At 60.6% G+C, this 18654-nt stretch carries 13 protein-coding genes; 8 read left to right on the top strand and 5 right to left on the bottom strand.

Annotation, left to right across the window (positions count from 1 at the left end):
* Positions 1-145: 145 nt before the first annotated feature.
* Positions 146-1441, bottom strand: a complete 1296-nt coding sequence (locus ACNAOT_RS09580) for an NAD(P)H-binding protein (RefSeq protein WP_159734674.1) — start codon at positions 1439-1441, stop codon at positions 146-148.
* A gap of 860 nt (positions 1442-2301) precedes the next feature.
* Here ACNAOT_RS09580 and ACNAOT_RS09575 point away from each other — a divergent pair.
* The gene (locus ACNAOT_RS09575) at positions 2302-3585 is read left to right on the top strand and encodes a flavin monoamine oxidase family protein (RefSeq protein WP_420180858.1); all 1284 of its coding nucleotides are present in this window, start codon (positions 2302-2304) and stop codon (positions 3583-3585) included.
* Positions 3586-3795: 210 nt separating this feature from the next.
* Complete coding sequence (locus tag ACNAOT_RS09570; protein WP_420180857.1) at positions 3796-4377, top strand: pyridoxamine 5'-phosphate oxidase family protein; 582 nt, start codon at positions 3796-3798, stop codon at positions 4375-4377.
* A 502-nt stretch (positions 4378-4879) separates the two neighbouring features.
* Here ACNAOT_RS09570 and ACNAOT_RS09565 read toward each other — a convergent pair.
* Positions 4880-5167: an antibiotic biosynthesis monooxygenase family protein gene (locus tag ACNAOT_RS09565; protein ID WP_420181146.1), complete on the bottom strand. Its 288-nt coding sequence runs from the start codon at positions 5165-5167 to the stop codon at positions 4880-4882.
* Positions 5168-5740: 573 nt separating this feature from the next.
* Between ACNAOT_RS09565 and ACNAOT_RS09560 the strand changes: the two genes are divergently transcribed.
* The gene (locus ACNAOT_RS09560) at positions 5741-6994 is read left to right on the top strand and encodes a CaiB/BaiF CoA transferase family protein (protein ID WP_420181145.1); all 1254 of its coding nucleotides are present in this window, start codon (positions 5741-5743) and stop codon (positions 6992-6994) included.
* Positions 6995-7006: 12 nt separating this feature from the next.
* On the opposite strand, the gene ACNAOT_RS09555 is transcribed toward ACNAOT_RS09560, so the two are convergent.
* Positions 7007-8518, bottom strand: a complete 1512-nt coding sequence (locus ACNAOT_RS09555; protein WP_420180856.1) for a PucR family transcriptional regulator — start codon at positions 8516-8518, stop codon at positions 7007-7009.
* Positions 8519-8632: 114 nt separating this feature from the next.
* On the opposite strand from ACNAOT_RS09555, the gene ACNAOT_RS09550 reads away from it, so the two are divergent.
* From ACNAOT_RS09550 to ACNAOT_RS09535, 4 genes are read left to right on the top strand one after another with little or no spacing between them, the layout of a single operon-like run.
* On the top strand, positions 8633-10021 hold the full coding sequence (locus tag ACNAOT_RS09550; RefSeq protein ID WP_420180855.1) for an aminotransferase class III-fold pyridoxal phosphate-dependent enzyme: 1389 nt from the start codon (positions 8633-8635) through the stop codon (positions 10019-10021).
* Between the two features lie 30 nt (positions 10022-10051).
* Positions 10052-11212, top strand: coding sequence for an acyl-CoA dehydrogenase family protein (locus ACNAOT_RS09545; RefSeq protein ID WP_420180854.1), 1161 nt, complete (start codon positions 10052-10054; stop codon positions 11210-11212).
* A gap of 25 nt (positions 11213-11237) precedes the next feature.
* Positions 11238-12725, top strand: a complete 1488-nt coding sequence (locus ACNAOT_RS09540; protein WP_420180853.1) for an aldehyde dehydrogenase family protein — start codon at positions 11238-11240, stop codon at positions 12723-12725.
* 60 nt (positions 12726-12785) lie between these two features.
* Complete coding sequence (locus ACNAOT_RS09535; RefSeq protein WP_420180852.1) at positions 12786-13655, top strand: 3-hydroxyacyl-CoA dehydrogenase family protein; 870 nt, start codon at positions 12786-12788, stop codon at positions 13653-13655.
* 225 nt (positions 13656-13880) lie between these two features.
* Here the strand turns inward: ACNAOT_RS09535 and ACNAOT_RS09530 are convergent, their stop codons facing one another.
* Entirely contained in the window at positions 13881-15329 is a 1449-nt protein-coding gene (locus tag ACNAOT_RS09530; RefSeq protein ID WP_420180851.1) for an APC family permease, read from the bottom strand.
* Positions 15330-15621: 292 nt separating this feature from the next.
* On the bottom strand, positions 15622-16998 hold the full coding sequence (locus ACNAOT_RS09525) for an FAD-binding oxidoreductase (protein WP_420180850.1): 1377 nt from the start codon (positions 16996-16998) through the stop codon (positions 15622-15624).
* Between the two features lie 394 nt (positions 16999-17392).
* Between ACNAOT_RS09525 and ACNAOT_RS09520 the strand changes: the two genes are divergently transcribed.
* Positions 17393-18537 (top strand): IS3 family transposase gene (locus tag ACNAOT_RS09520; protein WP_420180849.1). Its coding sequence is split into 2 segments (ribosomal slippage): positions 17393-17669 and positions 17669-18537, totalling 1146 coding nucleotides; the frame shifts between segments, so codons are not numbered across the junction.
* The last annotated feature ends 117 nt before the right edge of the window (positions 18538-18654 follow it).

The following is an 18654-nucleotide window of genomic DNA, read 5'->3' as shown; positions in this document are numbered from 1 at the left end:
AGCCTCCGGAGCGCAGCGCAGGACAACGTCAAGGGTTCGTCCGCACCAAACTAGAATGGTCCGACTTCTCAGCGACCTTGGATGTGTTTCCCCCGATCAATTTCGTACTGACCCCGATGGGCGGTCAACACTTGCATAAGAACTCTCAAGAAGACTCTCGGCCGATGGCCTTCTCAAAAGTCGAGGGATCGAAGTAGGCCTTCTCCGAGCTGATCTTGCCGTCCACGATGGTGTCGAAAAGCGTGGCATGCCAGCTAACGAGGACTCCACCCGCAGGTGCTCCAGGACCGATGTACCGAGCCGTGCTTAGTAGCTCTCCGACAACGTGGGTTTCATTGGCGACGAGTGTGAGAATTTCAGCCTTAAAGTCCGACCGGTCGAATTGGCCGTTGTAGTCGATCATGTGGGTTCGGAAAGCTTCGATCCCATGCACTGGCTGATCCAGGAAGGGCATATCCACGTAGACCATGTCGTCGTTATAGCAGGTGACCAACTTGTCGATATCGTCGCCCGCCCACGCCTCGATCTGCTTGCGGAACAAAGCCTCATTGGACCGAATGATGTCGCTGGAGGTCTCCCCGTCCTGAATCTGGCGTAGGGAGCACTCAGCCAAGAAGTCATCGACGGGGCGAGGCCGCCGGCCCGTTAGTCGCTCGACAGTATCTGTTAGCTTCGACGTATGACCATTGATGATACTGATGTTGAGCCGTGTCAGGTACGCGACGTACTCTTCGGGAAGGTTGTCGCGTCTCATCCGTTCTTCGGCCTGGCTCAACGTTTCCTCAATGGGGACGGTCTGGCGGCCGGTCAACGCCCTGAGCCTCTCTGCCAGCCCATCGAGCGTTAGGGCTTCCGGCCCGGTCAAGGTGACCGCCTCACGCCGGCAGAGGCTGGAGTCCAAGAGTAGTTCGACGGCCGTCGCCGCGATATCCCTAGTGTCGATCCACGATACAGCGGAGCCACCGGTCGTCATGACCAATATGCCTTGATCGCGGATCATGCCGGCAAAGAAGTGCTCGTCAGCCAGATCCTGCACGAACCAGTTGGGTCGAATTATGGTCCAGTCGAGGTCAGACTGCTCGACGACCACCTCAACACGCCGCTCCTCGTCGGCGTCGGAGCGGAACTCCGCAGCGACCTCCGAGTGAAGCACCAGACGCGAGGCTCCAGTCTGGGTCATGAGAGCAAGAAACTCGCTCACTAGAACAGCGACACCGCCACCCTCCGGCTTGATGAGGTAAACACCATCGGCGCCGTCGAGAGCTGCGGCCCAAGACCCCTTGTCGCTCCAATCGAAGAGCACCGGGATTGCTCCTTGGGCACCATCGTAGGCTGCAGGGTTGCGAGTTGCTGCCCGCACACCGAGCCCTCGATCGAGCAGAGCGGGAACGAGGTGCCGACCTGTCTTGCCGGTCGCGCCCAGTACCAAGATTGTTTTCAAAGTGATTCCTAACATTTCAAGAATGAATTCGTTGCGGAGGCAGTAGCTTGATCCGCAACGTTTGGTTACAGACCTTCGGAGGGCTTTTCCCAGATGGAGAGCGCAAGAGCTTCCTCGACGCCACGCATGTTGAAGGCGATAGCGTCTTATGAATCAGCAGCACTGGATCTTATTCTTCCGTCGACGGTCGTCGAGATGTTGTCCCGCATGGCACAAATGTTATTAGGCGGCTATCAGAAAGGGAGAAGGCAATCTGGTCAATCTTGCGCTAGCTAGTACGTTTTACGAAGGACAGTGCACCGTGTGGCGAAGAGTTGTACTCGCCACACGGATTCTCTCACCGATGGCATTTGCCGACGTTGGCGCCAATCGCCACGTGTCTCGAACGGTCGCTGGCGACATCTTCCGGTGTCGGCCCAGATAGGCCCCATGTGCTGGTGACTCAGCCAGAGTCCACTTCGAGCAAACCGGGCACTGGCAGACTGCGCCAAGTGTCCTCAGAAACTGCGCTTTCTGCGTAGTCCCACAAATTCGTTGAACGATTTGTCCTTCCATGACGGGCCGAAAGCCGGGGGTAACGGGGAAGATGAATGCACTCGAGGCAGTGAACCTCGAACTACTTACCAGAGTGGTCCCTCGGCCGCTGGCTGGAACTGTTTTTTCGAGCTCCGTGAAGAACGTTCTCTGTATTGAGCTGTATTTCTAGTCCATACCCCCGCCCAGACTAATGGATGTCGGTGGACGAGCGCCCGATCTGGGAAGTCTTCCCATTATCGCGGCGGAGCACGAGTGGGCCACCACGGGCCCTTTCACGTTCGCGAGCAAAAAAGTCGTGGGCGACAATCTTGAAAGGAAATGTCATGTCATACGACACAATTGTGGTTGGAGCAGGACTCGGCGGATTGAAGACAGCTCGAGACCTCGCAGGTGCAGGGCAGACGGTGCTGCTCCTGGAAGGTGGGACCCGGATCGGTGGTCGCGCGTACTCCAGAGAATCCGCGGCGGCCGACCACCTGCAGGTCGAAATGGGAGGGGCGTACCTGCACCGAGAGCATCACCCACGTCTCGCTGCTGAGCTGGATAGGTATGCAGTTCCGACAACTCCAGCTGCCGACTTCACACTTTTCAGGCACCAACTGGGGGCCACCGCCTTAAACCGCGCGTTTCCAGTCCCTGGTTCGGAGGCCGTCGCGGTCGAAGCAGCCATTTACACGATGCTCAAGGATGCGCATCGGATTGATTTAGTCAAAGGCCTGGAAAACCAGGGGCTCGATGACCTTGACATCCCGCTCATAGACTACGTAGACGCCTTGAATCTTCCGCCAGTCTCCAAGCAATTCCTACTCTCGTGGGCGTGGAACATGATGGGTCAACCAGCTCATGAGTCCAGTGCCTTGTGGGCACTGCAGTTTGTCGCTGCTCATCACTACAGCTTGCTGGGCGTCGTTCTTTCTATCGATGAAGTGTTTACCAATGGATCAGGCGAGCTTGTGGGTGCAATCAGCAGAGATGTCCCCCATCTCAAGTTGGGATCAGTCGTCACAGACATAGATCAATCAACCTCCACGACACGGGTGACTGTCCAGAGCGGCGAAACTTTTGATGCACATTCGGTAGTTGTCGCAACGCCCATGAACACCTGGAAGAAGATCACTTTTTCGCCGCCGCTTCCAGAAAGTCGCCGCCCAGTTGTTGAGGAAGGACATGGTTGTCGAGGGCTGAAGCTGATCGTTCATGTCCGTGGGACCCAGCCAGGGGTTGCGTGCATCGGGGATGGTGTCCTCCCAACGCTTTACGACTATTGTGCAGTCGCCGAAAATGAACGTCTTCTGGTAGCCTTCACTGACTCCAGCTCATTCGATCCGACGGACGCCAAGGCTGTTGAAGACGCCGTACACCACTATTTGCCGGAAGCTGACGTCCTCGGCGTGGACTACCACGACTGGTTAGGAGATCCGCTCTTCGAGGGTCCTTGGGTTTCTCCACGAGTCGGGCAGTTCAGCCGGGTTCATAAGGAACTCGGGCAACCCTTCGGGAGAGTCCACTTTGTCGGCTCCGATGTTTCGTTGGCCTTCCCGGGATACATAGAGGGTGCCCTCGAAACGGCCGAACGCACTGTAGAGTCCATTCTTACCTCCCCATAGGTACTCGTCGAAGACAGGTCAGCTAGCAATTGGCAAGATCGGCCCATCAGACGATGGGCGTTGACCGGGCCGTTAGCCGGGCCGCAAATTGGGACCGCGCGGTGCTGTTCGCGCTGCATATAACCATCCAATACACACGTCCCGAGGAACAGATAGTCGACAGCAACTAATCTAGACAAAATCGTTCCGCGGGGTTCCAAAGGGGAGATCGTGCCAGATATCAGCCTTGATGGGGTATTTCAGAAATTAAATCATTTGCTGCTCGAGGCAACAAAAGCGCGTACACCGTTCACAATCCTGCAACTCGCCACAGTCGACGGAGCCGGAGCGCCAAAAGTCCGAGGCGTGGTCGTCCGCCAGGTTGAGGATGGAAAGCTCTCATTTATCACCGATCTTCGGTCCCCAAAAGCTAAGGAGATAAGCGAACAAGCCCTGGTTGCGCTCAGTGCATACGATGCTGACAAATCAGTGCAGTTGCGCATAGAGGGCAGCGCGCTGATCAACGCAGACGAAATGCGGCGCAAGGAATTCTGGGATAACTTACGGGCCCACACCCACCACCTCTTTAACTCCAGCATCTCACCGGGCGCCGAGCTACCGCAGCCGCAAGATACGCCGACGATGGGGATCCAAGCACACTCCCCTGGCTCTGGGGAGCTTTACGAACATTTCGGCCTTGTCGATGTCACGGTCGGGCGCTTCGATTGGCTTGACCTCTCGTCATACCCTCACCAGAGGTGTCAGTTCACCCGCAACCACGATAGCTGGAAAGCCATATGGGTCGCTCCTTAGAGTACCGGCTGCTTGAGACCGGGCCGAGGCTAAGTCTGACGCTCTGGACCTCATGATGTCACTGAACTATGGCCGTGCGCCTAATCGCCCTTAACCGGCTTACGACCCAGCACCGCAGACTGTGGAGACTAACTGGCCTGAAAGGTCGATGACTTCCTCTCACTCGTCCAGGGCCGTAACTCGCCGGTCTGGGCCGCGGATTTCGTCAGCGGAAGCCAACTTTCCCGAAGGACACTTTACCCGGGCCAGCAACCTGCTCCTCAGTGATGTTTGCCTTCGCTGCGAACAATCGATCGCTTGGTTGTTACCAGCAGTGGAAAAGCATCGCCCGGCGCAAGCAGCCTGGAGTGCGCAGGCGGCGGTAAGACCCTATCGACGGAACGGGTCGGCGAGATGTCGCACGCGCCTACACGTGAAGTTTCGAGAGTCGCCTTTACCGTGTCTGACGAGGATCATTAGGACAACGATCCACCGGCCTCTGTGCCACGACCACCTACACCTACTAGTCGTCGTTAGCCTGCGCTTCCTCGATGACGTTGTACCAAACAGTCTGATGGTCTACCTGCTGTAGTTCATCGAGCCTTGCGCGTGTGGAGAGAAAGGCGGGATCCTCGTGCCAAGCCTCCCAGTCACGCTGATTCCTCCATGTCCCCACGATGACCCGAACGTTGGGGGCGTCAGCAGGTGAAAGCAGCTGGCCCGACATCCAGCCCTCCCTATCGTGGGCTGAGCTGAAGCGTTCTCGGATTAGCTGATCCCACTCACTCTCTGAGCTTGACTGGAGCTGCATGGTACTGACAACGGTCATCATAGGACCTCCTAGAAGGATCGGCTTCCACCAAGCACGTCTAGATAGATTCTTAGGTTATGAGCGCCTTGTCAACGGGAGTAGCGCCCCGGCACTCCGTATTTCCCCCGGTTTCGTGTGTTTCTTGACCCGGAGAACGATTGCTCGCGGAAGGCAGCGGCGCTCTATCCCGTAAGTTAATTGAATTGTTTGCCGGTTGAATCCCCTCTTTATCCCCCTCGTCGCCACCGGCGCCTTGGCATCCAGACCCCCTCTGCGGAAGTCCCTGTCTTCACGGCTAGCTCCAGGCTCACGGCACCGCCAATGTCTGGTTGAGTCTGGGCAGGCTCTAATCGGGACTCCCGTCTCCATCACGCCACTTTCGCCTTGGGCAATCAGACGAGGTTGCAGTGTGCCAAGACCTGGCATCAGTGGTTGTGCATAGCGGCTACGGCAGGGACGGTTTGTCCAATGGTTGAGCGGACATGCATTGCTAGGCTTCGAATCCTTGATCCAGATCCCCTCGGCAAGCCGATGCCGCCGCGGGCAATCCACGAAGGGACGCCCATGACTCCGATGCCCGCCTCCACCGACGGGAATGCCGCCCAGGTGCAGAGAACTACGCCCGCGGGACCGTTAGCCGGTCTGCTCGTCGCCGATTTCTCCCGAGTCCTGGCCGGTCCTCTGGCCACCATGACGTTGGCCGATTTGGGCGCACGGGTGATCAAGGTTGAGCGCCCCGGCAACGGTGATGACACCCGCAGCTGGGGACCACCGTTCTCCCCCACCGGGGCCACTTACTTTGACAGCGCTAACCGCAACAAAGAATCCGTATGCCTGGATTTGTCCGAGCCCGGTGACCGGCAGCTGGCGAGGGAGCTCGCCCTGCGTGCTGATGTCCTGGTGGAAAACTTCAAGCCCGGCGGTATGGACAAACTGGGCCTGGGCTACGCTGAGCTATTCGAAGGCAACCCCGGACTGATCTATGCCTCTATCTCAGGCTTTGGCAGCGCCGGTGGAGCCACACTGATGGGCTATGACTTCATCGTCCAAGCCATGGGCGGCCTGATGAGCATTACCGGCGAGGAGCATGGAGGGCCCACCAAGGCCGGCGTCGCATTGGTCGACGTGCTGACAGCCAAAGACACCACGATTGGCGTCCTTGCCGCCCTCGCAGCCCGAGCCACCTCGGGGCTCGGCGCCCATCTGGAGCTTAACCTTCTCTCCAGCCTGCAAGGCGCTCTGGCCAACCAGGGCCAAGCCTTTCTGGGTTCGGGTACCGTGCCGCAGCGCATGGGAAACGCCCATCCGTCGATCGTGCCCTACCAATTGCTTCAGTGTGCGGACGCGCCGCTGGCGGTGGCCTGCGGCAACGACGGGCAGTTCGCCAAACTGACCCAGGTCCTGGGCATTGCTGGGCTTGCCCAAGACCCCCGTTTTGCCACCAACAACGCCCGAGTGGAACACCGCACGAAATTGGTACCCCTCTTGGAGGACGCCCTGTCCTCGTCATCTGCCCTCATCTGGCAGGACAAGCTCATCGACGCGGGCGTTCCCGCCGGCCATGTGGCAAGCATTGAGGAAGGCCTTGAGTACGCTGAGTCCCTGGGTCTTGAACCGACAATCGAGGTCTGCGATGTCGCCGGCGACCCGGTCGGGCGGCAGATCCGCCATCCCATCACGTGGATCCCCGCCATTCCGGCGCCTGCGGCCGCTCCGCCCTCTTTGGGCGAGCATAGCGGCGCCGTCCGTGCCTGGCTGGCCGACGGCGCCGACGATGGACACGCTTCCCAATGGAAGGGCGCTGACAAAAAGCCGACGAAGCACTGAGCGAGACCGGGTTTACACCCAGCGCATCGCTAGCCACAGGTTCGCCGCCACATCGGGGTCGTCCGGATCTGCCTGCAGCAGTTCCGTGGCTATTCCCATCCGGTGGCGCAGCGAATTCCGGTGGATCCCCAACTCCCGGGCGGCGCCCTCCCATTGGCCCCGATGGCGCAGATAGGCACGTACGCTGCCGATCAGATCCGCCCGCTGATAGCCGCGCAGCGCCTCCACCCAGCCTTGAGTTCGCGGGTCAAGGGCCCCTTCCGGGACGTCGACAATCTGCCCGTCATTCAGCGCACGCACCATGACGGCCAGCTGCCCAACCTCATCGTGCACACGCGCCAGCGGCATTGGCCTGCTCAGCACTGCCGTGACGACGATATTGCCAGCAGTGGCGCGGGGATCCCGCGGAGAGGCGCCCACCGCGCTATCCGGAATGCCCCCGGCGTCGTGCTCCGCGTCCAGCAGGTAGAAACCAACGCCGTTGGCCTTATGGCGCAGTCGGCAGGAACGCAGGGCACCTGCAGCCTGCGGCCAGCCTCTCGCGGCACGCAGCCGCGACTCCAGTTCGCCGTAATCCTCGGCTGCGTCGGTCCCGCCTCGCACCACCAGGACACGCACCGCTCCGGCGGGTACCATGATGCCGAAATCCGGGGCCAGGGCCCTGCCAGCGTCAACATGGCCGGTGAGAAAAAGCTTTGTAACGGCCGAGCCGAGCGCGGCAGCGGTGGCGTCGCTCTCCTGCTGCTGGGCGGCCTTGAGCGAGAGCAGGACGCAGACGGTCATAATGACCTGCCGGTCGGCCCGCGTCAGTTTGCGCCCGGCACCAATGGCCAAGAACCCGACCGTTCGCCGGCCCACCAGCACCGGATATTCGACGACGTCGGTGCCATGAATCTGAAAGGTCGAGGCGGAGTGTGTCACCGCCATATCAAGCCGCGACGTTTCTCTGCGCAGCTGCTCCACTATCGTGTGGTTGTCTGCGGGCCACAGGGTTTCCACGGCGTTGTCCGCCGGAAGATAGGCCACCCAGCCGCCTAGCGCCTGGGCCAAGGCCTTGACGACGGAAGGGAGGGCATCCGGCTGCGTCGCCGCCCGGGCCAAGGCAGTCTGCGTGCCGAGGCTGGCGGTCAGGTCCGTCTGGCCCTCCCGGCCTACCAAGTCCCAATAGGCCCGGGACACGTTCATGAACGGCGTGCCCTCAGGCACAACCAGCAGCTCGAGCCCCGCCGACGCGCAAGCAGAGATCAAAGCGGGCGGCACTTCATCCACGCCGGCACCCAGACCAAGGCCCAAGGCGGCGATGCCGCGCTCCACGAGGCGTCTGACATAGGCGTGCACCTTGGCCTCTCCCCCGGAGACAGGCATGCCGGTGGTGAGAAGGAGCTCCCCGCCCTCCAAATACGGTGTGGGGTCCTCGAGCTCGGAGATGTGCACGCCCGAAATTTGCCGCCGGGCCACGTGCCCTCCCGAGGCGGGACGTAGATCCCTGCCCAATTTCGTGTGCAGCTGGGCCAGACTTATCACACAGTGGTCCTTTCCAGGGAGACGCAAAATCCTTTGGACATTCTAGCTAATTTATTCTCATTCTTAGACAGACCATCTAATGCCAGGCGGGGAAGGGTTCACTACGTTATTTTTATGACGAGTTCCACAGATAGCCTGCCCCAGACCCGCCACATAGCCACGGCCATTCCCGGCCCGGCGTCCGCTGCGCTGCACTGTAAACGTGAAGCGCATGTCACGTCGGGATTCGGCGTAGCTATGCCCGTCTTCATCAACCGCGCGTCCGGCGGCATCCTGGAAGATGTTGACGGCAACCGCATCATTGACTTCGCCTCCGGCATAGCTGTGACCAGTGTGGGCGCTGTGAACGCCCGGGTCCAAGCGCAGGTGGCCGCCCAGATGGCTAGGTTTACCCACACCTGCTTCATGGTGACCGAGTACGATTCTTTCACCCAGGTGGCCGCGTGGTTGAACGCGCATATCCCGGGAGACTTTGAGAAGCGCACCGCGCTCTTTTCCACCGGAGCCGAAGCCGTGGAAAATGCCGTCAAAATTGCCCGTGCCGCCACGGGTCGGAAACGGGTTCTGGTATTCGACGACGCCTACCACGGCCGATCCCTCCTCACAATGGCAATGACGGCCAAAGTCAACCCCTACAAGAAAAACTTCGGCCCGTTCCCGGACGAGGTCTTCCGCGCTCCCACAGCCACCCGGCTGTGGGCCAGAGCAGGCGAGGAAGCCACGGCCGCCACAGCATTGGCCGAAGTCGAGGCACTGCTGAAGGCCAACGATCCCGAGACGTTCGCCGCCATGGTCATCGAACCCATACAAGGCGAGGGCGGCTTCCTGGTCCCTGCCCCCGGCTTCCTGGGCGGACTGCGGGAACTGGCCACCAAATACGGCATCGTCCTTGTAATGGACGAAATCCAGACCGGCATGGGACGGACCGGCAAGCTCTTTGCCAGCGAGCACGAGGGCGTCGCCGGCGACCTCACCCTGACCGCCAAAGCCCTCGCCGGCGGCCTGCCCCTGAGCGCCGTCACCGGACGGGCGGAGCTCATGAACGCGCCGCATGCCGGCGGACTCGGCGGCACGTACGCCGGAAACCCGGTGGCCTGCGCCGCCGCCATGGGCGTATTCGAGACCTTCGAAGACGGCACGCTTCTGAAGAACGCCCTGGCCATCGAGGCCACGGCCCGCGAGGTTCTTCAGCCTCTGGTGCACAGCACTGCGATCATTGCAGAGTTCCGCGGGCGGGGCGCTATGCTCGCCGTCGAGTTCGCGGACAAGACGACCCTGGAACCACGTGCCGACCTTGCTGCCCAGGTGGCCGCCTCATGCCACCGGCAAGGTGTCCTCGTCCTGGTCTGCGGGACCTACGGCAACGTGATCCGGCTACTGCCGCCCCTGGTCATCGGCCCAGAGTTGCTACGCGACGGCCTCGATGTGCTGCGCGAGGCTATCCTGGCGGCCAATGAAGGCCAATCGGACACTGCCAGCGCATCAGCGCTGGCAGTTGTCTAAGCCCCACCGAGAAGACCCTTGGAGAACACCATGAACGAAACCTCTGATCTGCTGAACGTCGACTCCCTTTTCAGTTCGGAAGAACTTGCCCTGCGGGACAAGGTACGGTCGTTTGTCGACAGTGCCATCCGACCCAATATAGCCACTTGGTATGAGCAGGCGGTCTTCCCGGCGGAGATCATCAAGGACATGGCTGAGCTGGGCTTGCTGGGCATGCATTTGAAGGGTTACGGCTGCCCCGGCCGCTCCGCCGTGGAATACGGCATCGCGGCCATGGAACTTGAAGCGGGCGACTCAGGCCTGCGCACCTTCGTCAGCGTCCAAGGCTCACTGGCTATGAGCGCGATCTACAAGCACGGCTCCGAGGAGCAAAAAAACCAGTGGCTGCCCCAAATGGCCGCCGGTGACGTCGTAGGGTGCTTCGGCCTGACCGAACCCACAGCCGGCTCCGATCCGGGCAGCATGAAGACCTTCGCCCGTCGCGACGGCGACAGCTGGGTCATCAACGGCTCCAAGCGCTGGATAGGGCTGGCGTCCATCGCCCAGATCGCCATCATTTGGGCCATGACCGACGACGGCGTCCGGGGCTTCATCGTGCCCACCGACACCCCCGGCTTCGAGGCCACCCCGATTGGCCCCAAACTCTCCATGCGGGCCTCCATCCAGTGCGACATTGAGCTTAGAGAGGTGCGCCTCGCGTCCACGTCGGTACTGCCAAATGCCAAGGGGCTCCGCGGCCCGTTCGAGTGCCTCAATGAAGCCCGCTACGGCATCATCTGGGGAGCCATGGGCGCAGCGCGGGACAGCTACGAGACGGTCGTCAGCTATTCACGGGAGCGCCTGCAGTTCGACAAGCCGCTGGCTGGCTACCAGCTGACCCAGGAAAAGCTAGTCGACATGGCCCTGGAAATCAACAAGGGCATGCTCTTGGCGTTGCAGATTGGCCGTCTCAAGGAGGCCGGCCAGCTCAAGCCGCACCACATCTCCGTCGGTAAGCTCAACAACTGCCGCGAGGCCATCCAAATCTGCCGCGACGCCCGCGCCATGTTGGGTGGCAACGGCATCACCCTGGACTATTCGCCGCTCCGCCATGCCAACAACTTGGAATCGGTGCGTACCTACGAGGGCACCGATGAGGTTCACACGCTGATCCTCGGCAATCACATCACAGGCATCCCGGCCTTCCGCTAAGCCGCGTCCAGCAAGGAACATTGCAATGAGTACAGCAGTCGAACTGCAGCATTACATCTCGGGCACCTGGGTTCAGGGCGGCGGCGGCATCTTAACCTCCGTCAATCCCGCACGGCCGGCCGAAACGGTGGCGCACGGCCTGCACGCCGGACCGGCCGACGTCGAACGCGCCATGGCAAGTGCCGCCGCCGCCAAGCATGGCTGGGCCCGCACTCCTGCCCATGAACGCGGCGCGGTACTGCTGCGCGCGGCAGTGATCTTGGAAGAGAACGCGCAGCTCTGGGGGCTGGAACTGGCCCGGGAGGAGGGAAAGACGCTGGCCGAGGGCCGGGGCGAGGTGCTGCGCGCAGCGCAGATATTCCGTTATTACGGCAACGACGGCGACCGCGAGGCCGGTTCGGTGTACGCGTCCCCACGGCGGGGCGAAAAAATCTTCGTCACCCGCAAGCCGCTGGGAGTAGTGGGAGTCGTGACGCCGTTCAACTTCCCCATCGCCATCCCGGCATGGAAGATCGCCCCCGCGCTGACCTATGGCAACGCGGTCGTCTGGAAGCCGGCGAGCACAGTTCCACTGCTGGCCATGCGGCTGACCCAGGCGCTGGAACAGGCGGGGTTGCCCGACGGTGTGCTGAATCTACTGATTGGACCGGGCTCCATCGGGACCGCGTTGGTGGAACATCCGGCGCTGGACGGGCTGTCCTTCACCGGATCCACCGGCGTAGGTCGCACCCTGGCTGCCGCCGCGGCTGGCAACGGCGTCCCGATCCAGGCAGAGATGGGTGGAAAGAACGCTGCCATCGTTTTGGCCGACGCGGACCTCAAACTGGCCACCGAACAGGTCATCTTGGGTGCCTTCCGCTCCTCGGGGCAGAAGTGCACGGCGACGTCCCGGCTGATTGTGGCAGATGCCGTGGCCGATGAATTCCTCGCCGGACTGGCCGCCACGGCCCGATCCCTGCTGGTGGGCGACCCCGCAGATCCGTCCACCCAAATGGGGCCGGTGATCAGCGGCGCCGCCCGGGAGTCCATCCAGCGCGGCATCACCACCGCGTTGGACCAAGGGGCTGACCTGCTAATAGGCGGGCTCCCTTATGAAGACACTGCACGGGTCGCCGGTCACTTCGTGGCCCCTACGATCTTGGAACTAAAGGGGACAGCCCCCGCTGACATCTGGCGCGATGAGTTGTTTGGCCCCGTGCTCAGCGTTCGCAGGGCGGCCTCGACTCAGGCCGCGTTCGATCTGGCGAATGACAGCGATTTCGGGCTCTCTGCAGCACTCTTCACCCAGGATGTCACCATCGCGCTAAAGGGAATGGACGAGCTAGACGTCGGAATCCTGCACGTAAACTCCGAATCGGCCGGCGCCGATCCGCACGTGCCGTTCGGCGGGGCCAAAAAGAGCGGCTACGGGCCCAAGGAACAGGGGCAGAGCGCCAAAGAGTTCTACACGCACACCACCACTGTCTACCTCCAGGGCAGCCACAGCTCTAGCCTCCGGGGTGACAGCGCCTAGGGTCTCACGCCCTCCCGGCGCTCAGCCCCGAACGTCATCTTCCACCGAACCGGAAAAATCATGCAACCCACCACCATCACCCGCATCCTCGTTATCGGCGCCGGGGCCATGGGCTCACAGATCGCGCTGACCGCTGCCTTAGCCGGCTACACCACAGCAGTTCACGACGTCTCGGCGCACCGCCTGGACGACGCCGCGGCCCAACTATATGAACGCACCAATAAACTGGTGAAGTCCGACAAGCTGGCTAGGGAGCAGGCCGAGCGCGCCCATGAACGGCTCGAATTCAGCGCCGACCTGGAAGCCGTGGCGCCTTATGCCGATTTTGTCATTGAGGCTGCCACCGAACAGCTGGAAATCAAGAAGGCCATCTTTGCCCGGCTCGGCCAGCTCACCCCACCCCATGCCATCCTGGCCACCAATTCCTCGACAATCGGCTCCTCGGCGGTAGCTCAGGCCAGCGGCCGGCCCGACCAAGTGTGCAATATGCACTTCTTCAACCCCGTACTGGTCATGGAATGCGTGGAAGTGGTCCGGCACGCCGGCACGTCACAGGCAACCGTGGATACCACCCTCGAACTAGCCCAGCGCCTAGGCAAGACGCCGGTACTGATTAACCGGGAGGTTCCAGGCTTCGTTGCCAACCGACTCATGGGCGCCCTTCAAAAGGAAGCACTTGCGCTGCTGGCCGGAGGCGTGGCAAGCATGACAGACATCGACGCTACGGCAAAGATGGCCCTGCGCCATCCAATGGGTCCGTTTGAACTGATGGACCTCGTGGGGCTGGACGTTGTAGAGCACATCGCCCAAGCCACGTACGCCGCGACCGGCGACCCGGCCGACTGCCCTGACGAGTCTGTTGCAGCCCTCGTCAGGGCAGGAAAATTGGGTCGCAAATCAGGCGCCGGGTGGTATAGCTACACCCTGTGATCTGACTGTCCACGGTGGGGCAAGGCGTGACCGTACAGACGCGCCGCTCTGCTCCCCACGCATTCGAAAAAGGCGGCTACAGCCCGTCCTCCCTTGGTATGCGCGCACATGCGATTCGAACCAGGCACTCCCTCTGAACGACGCGTGAAAACGAGATGCTCTCCGAAAGGGAGACTGAGTGATCCAGGCCCGCCTTCCGGAGAGCACGCATTTGTGTTCGCCGTGTCAGCCTTCGATTGATAGTGGCTTAGATTTCTTTGAGCGTATGGAGGCCGTGAAGCTAATGAGGAATATGGCGACTGTGCCGATCATGACATAGGGGAGGGCGTTCAGGGGTGCTGGTCCGGGGTTGAAGATGCCATTCACGTAGAGCCATAGGACTGTAGCGGAGGCTAGCACTGCTCCGAGATTTACGATGAGGGACCTTTTGGCGTGGGTTCGGCTCAAGAGAACTGCGCCGCCGATGCAGATGAGGAAGTAAGGGATCACCCAGAAGTACACCAGCAGCGTTGCAATGTAGCCATTGATCTCCAGAGGTGAGGCCGGGGTGAGCCAGACCAGCAGGGCGGGTCCGATCAGGGAGGGAATTCCGATGCAGACGATGGCAGCAATCGGACTGTTGTACCGTGTGCTGACCTTAGTCAGAGCTGATGGTAGGAGGCCGTCAGAGGCCGCGCTGACAACTACTCGGGATCCGTAGTTGAAGAATCCGATGAGACTCGCGAAGAGAGCTACGGCTAGAACGAGGTCGCTGACATTTGACAAGAATCCGACGCCGGCTGCTTCGGCGAGGACCGAGTTCGGGGACATGCCCAGGGCAAGTTTGTCAGCAGCATCAACGAGAGTCGGCACCTGGATCACCGCGCCAGCCAAGTAGAAGAGGCCTATGCCGACAGGGATGACCATGATGGCGCGAGGAATGTTCCGCTTCGGGTCTCGCGTTTCGGCGCCAAGAGCTGCGCTGCCCTCAAATCCGATGTAAAACGCGGACCCGATCGCAAGACCCTGAAGGAAGCTGTCAAAGGTGAAGTCGTTGAGGCTGAGTTGTCCTGCCAGATCGACGTTTCCGCTGAATGCGGTGGCGATGGTGATGATCAGCATAATGGGTAGCGACACTATGGTGAGGATGACGCTGGACCGGACCGACAGGTCGATTCCTCGGTATGAGATGGCCATCGCTATCAGCGCCGCCAATGCGTAAATAGTAAGTTGAATTTCCGGGCCTGCTGCGTTCGGTAACCCGACGGAGACCAGGAAGCTTCCGAAGAACACCCCTACTCCCACGATCAGTGACATGATCGCAACGATGTAGCCCGGGATCATGGCCGCTGCGATGACGAGCGGGCTCCACGGCCCGAAAACGTGGCGAATGTAGGAATAAAGCGATCCGGTTCCGATGAAACGTCGGGCGAACACTGTGACGAACAAGCCGACGATGGTGAATGCCACTACCGATGCTGCCATGGCCAGCCAGGATGACCGCCCGGAGTAAGCGGCGAGGTAGGCCGGCACCTGAGCCAGCCCAACGGCCGGAACAAAGGAAGCTATGGAAAGGCCCATGACCTGGCGCCCGCTCAGATGCCCTAGCTGTAGATTGGCACTGGCGATATCCCCCGCCGTGCCATCTCCGGAACCAACTACTGGCTGTGGGCTTTCAGGAGAAGAGATGTTCAATGCAGTTACGCCTTTCAACTCTGATGAGGCACTTTTGGCCGTTTTCTGGAACTTTGAACTTGTCGGAAAGCATCTCGAGGAGAACCCAGAAAACCGGGATTTTTGGGGTGCTCCTGCTGCATGTACTTCGTGCGTGCTCACCGAATCGAGCTATCAAGCTTTGAGATCCTGGCACCTGTAACCATTCGGCGCCGGGTCTTGCAAGTCACTTTCAGCAGTGCGCTGGGTAAGTGGACTGTCATCCCATTCGAGAAAGAACGGGAGTCTGCTGAATTTTTGGTGGGCGAGTGACTTATGGTCCAGCGGGATCGATGTTGTAATTCCGTTGGAAGGAGTTTTCAGGGTCGTATTCACGTTTGACGGCGGCAAGGCGACGATAGACGTCCGGGTTAAAGACTTCGGCGACCATCTCTGGTGTGACTTCCGAGTTGTTGTTTAGCAGGCCGAATGTGGATGTCGTTACGCCTGCGTTGAGTAATGCTGCGTCCAGCTCCCGTGCCTTATTCGGGTACTTCTCACTCCCGTGGCTCGCGCCGTTCCATTCCGCCAGGGCCAGCACGCCCATAGCATCGCGGTGTCGGGCGGGCGTCCCCTTCGGGTTTCCGAAGGGTATTCCCTCGATTTCCAGCTTGACGGAGGCCCCGCTTGACGGTTCGCTCGTGAACTTGTCGAGATTGGCTGCAATCGCTTCGGCGAAACGGCCGTTTGGCACGGCGATCTCACGGTCGATCCATAGATTGGACATACCGTCCTCAAAACTACCTACCTCGGCGTTGAGAGCGACTACTTCGTCATATGAGCGGACGGTGATCGAGTCGGATACCGGTCGACCCAGACCGCGAAGCCGCGCGATATCCCGTTCAGCGGTGTCGAGCTTTCCGAGGTGCCCCACGCAGACTGTAATGGATGGCGCCCGGTTTTCGTCCACGCCGACGAAAACGCTGGGGTAGAGATGGTCCGCCATTGCGTTGAGCGTATCGAGCAGGGATGTCAGGAGCCCGGCGAACTCATCAACCGTTGGCTCCCATGTCATGAACCCGGCAAGCATCTTCTTCGGTAGCTCATGGAGCGCGATCTCGATCTCGGTGACGACGCCGAAGTTGGGGCCTGCACCCCTGATTGCCCAGAACAAATCCGGCCGTTCATCATCGGAGCAATGTATAACGTCGCCAGTTGCGGTTACCAGAGTTGCTCCCAGGATGTTGTCGCTGGCGAGGCCGTACTTGGGAGTGAGGAAGCCTACACCGCCATTGAGCGCAAGTCCGCAGAACCCGACTTTTGGATGCATGCCGGTGACAGCCGCCAAATCGAACTTGGCTGCCTCTTTGACTAAATCGCCGGCGATCACGCCGCCGCCGATCCGAGCGCGACGCGCGTCCGTATCGATGTGGATGCCATTGATCAGTCTGAGATCCAGGACGATGCCGCCGTCATTGGTCGCGTAGCCATTTGGATTGTGGCCGCCGGATCGAACCGAGATTTCTAGGTTGTTATCCCGTGCATATCGTATGGATTCTCTGACGTCCTCCTCGCTCGTGCACCGTGCGAGCACCGACGGACGTTGCAGATGACGACCATCCCAGATACTTACGAGCGCACCGTATCCGCTGTCTTCAGGGTAAAGAACGTCACCGCGAATATTGAGTGGAGTTCTTGTGGATGATGCCAAGTTCGAATCCTTCATCTTGCGGGGGAAGGCGCAGTCTCATCGCCGAGACACGCTCATCTATTGATACATGGACAAGTGTCCATGTCAATGGCTCATTCGCGAGATGCAGGTTGTTTTTTTGAAGTAGCCCCTTTTGTCATGTGGATGAAAGGCTCCCAGCAAGAAGCTCCGTGCGGCAGTGGAGCGGCCGCCACAGCCCCTGTCTCGTCAGCGGCGGCGATCTTGCCACCAGGCTGCAGTTCTTACTGGCTCAGCACGCAGGTTGGTTATGATCGACCCAGACCTAGAGTCTTCCGGCGTTCAGGAGCGCGCTGGCCGCCCTTACTGGGGACTGCCCCCGGTTTTGTTGACTCCTTGACCTAGCGAGCTTGTGCCTCGTGGAAGGATGTTGACCATGCCCACGGCTTATGGGGCGGAGTTCCGCCAGGATGTTATTGATGTGGCCCGTAAGGGCGAAGCGCCGCTGGCGCAGATTGCCAAGGATTTCGGACTGTCGGTCACGACGCTGAAGCGTTGGATTGCCATAGCTGAGCGTAAGGATTCCGGAGCCGGCCCGGCAGGCGATGATTCTGCCGAGATGCGGGAGCTGAAGAAGCGCAACCGCCTGCTGGAGCAGGAGAACGAGATTCTGCGCCGCGCTGCTGCCTATTTGGCCAGGGACATCAACCCAAAATGATCTACCCGCTGGTCACGGATCTTGCCGCCGACGGTGTTCCCGTAGCGGTGACCTGCAGGGTGTTGGGATTCAGCAAGCAAGGCTATTACCGGTGGAGGGCCAGCCCGGTAACGGAACGGGACTGGGTAGATGCGCACTTGGTCAACGCTGCCTTGGATATCCATACCGACGACCCGGCATTCGGTTACCGTTTTATCGCCGACGAACTTCCGGAGAAGGGCATCACAGCGGGTGAGAACAGGGTCCAGCGCTTGTGCAGGGACCACGGTATCTGGTCGGTGTTCTCGAAGAAGCGTGGCCTGAACCGCAGACCCGGGCCGCCGGTTCATGACGACCTGGTGGAGAGGGACTTCACCGCTGCGGCTCCGAACGAGCTGTGGCTGACGGACATCACCGAACATCCCACGGCCGAGGGCAAGCTCTATCTCTGTGCTGTGAAGGACGTCTATTCCGGGAGGATCGTTGGGTATTCGATGGACTCGCGGATGAAGTCCTCGCTGGCCGTGGCAGCATTGGAGAATGCGGTGCGGGCACGCAAACCTGCAGGGACAGTGGTGCATTCGGATCGGGGGTCCCAGTTTCGGTCTCGCCGGTTTGTCGAATCACTCCGGCGCCACGGGCTGACAGGGTCGATGGGCAGGGTCGGTGCCTGTGCGGATAATGCCGCGATGGAATCGTTCTTCTCGCTGCTGCAAAAGAACGTCCTGGACCGTCAGCGGTGGCTCACCAGGCAGGACCTCCGGCTGGCGATCACGACATGGATCGAGAGAACCTACCACCGCCGGCGTCGGCAAAGACGGCTGGGAAAACTGACGCCCATCGAATATGAAACAATCAACCGGACCGCGCTCATAGCGGCCTAAGACCCCGAGTCAACAAAAGCCGGGGCAGTCCCCTGCTTACACCGATGAAATAGGTTCGCTCGCGCCATGCTCGGCAGCAACCGATAAAGGTCCGCTCCGCCCGTGAACGTGCCGCGA

Origin of the sequence: Paenarthrobacter sp. TA1.8, from assembly GCF_048595705.1 — a bacterium.
GTDB classification, from domain to species: domain Bacteria; phylum Actinomycetota; class Actinomycetes; order Actinomycetales; family Micrococcaceae; genus Arthrobacter; species Arthrobacter nitroguajacolicus.
The sequence above is the reverse complement of the archived record's forward strand: the minus strand, read 5'-3'. Positions and strand labels throughout refer to the sequence as shown.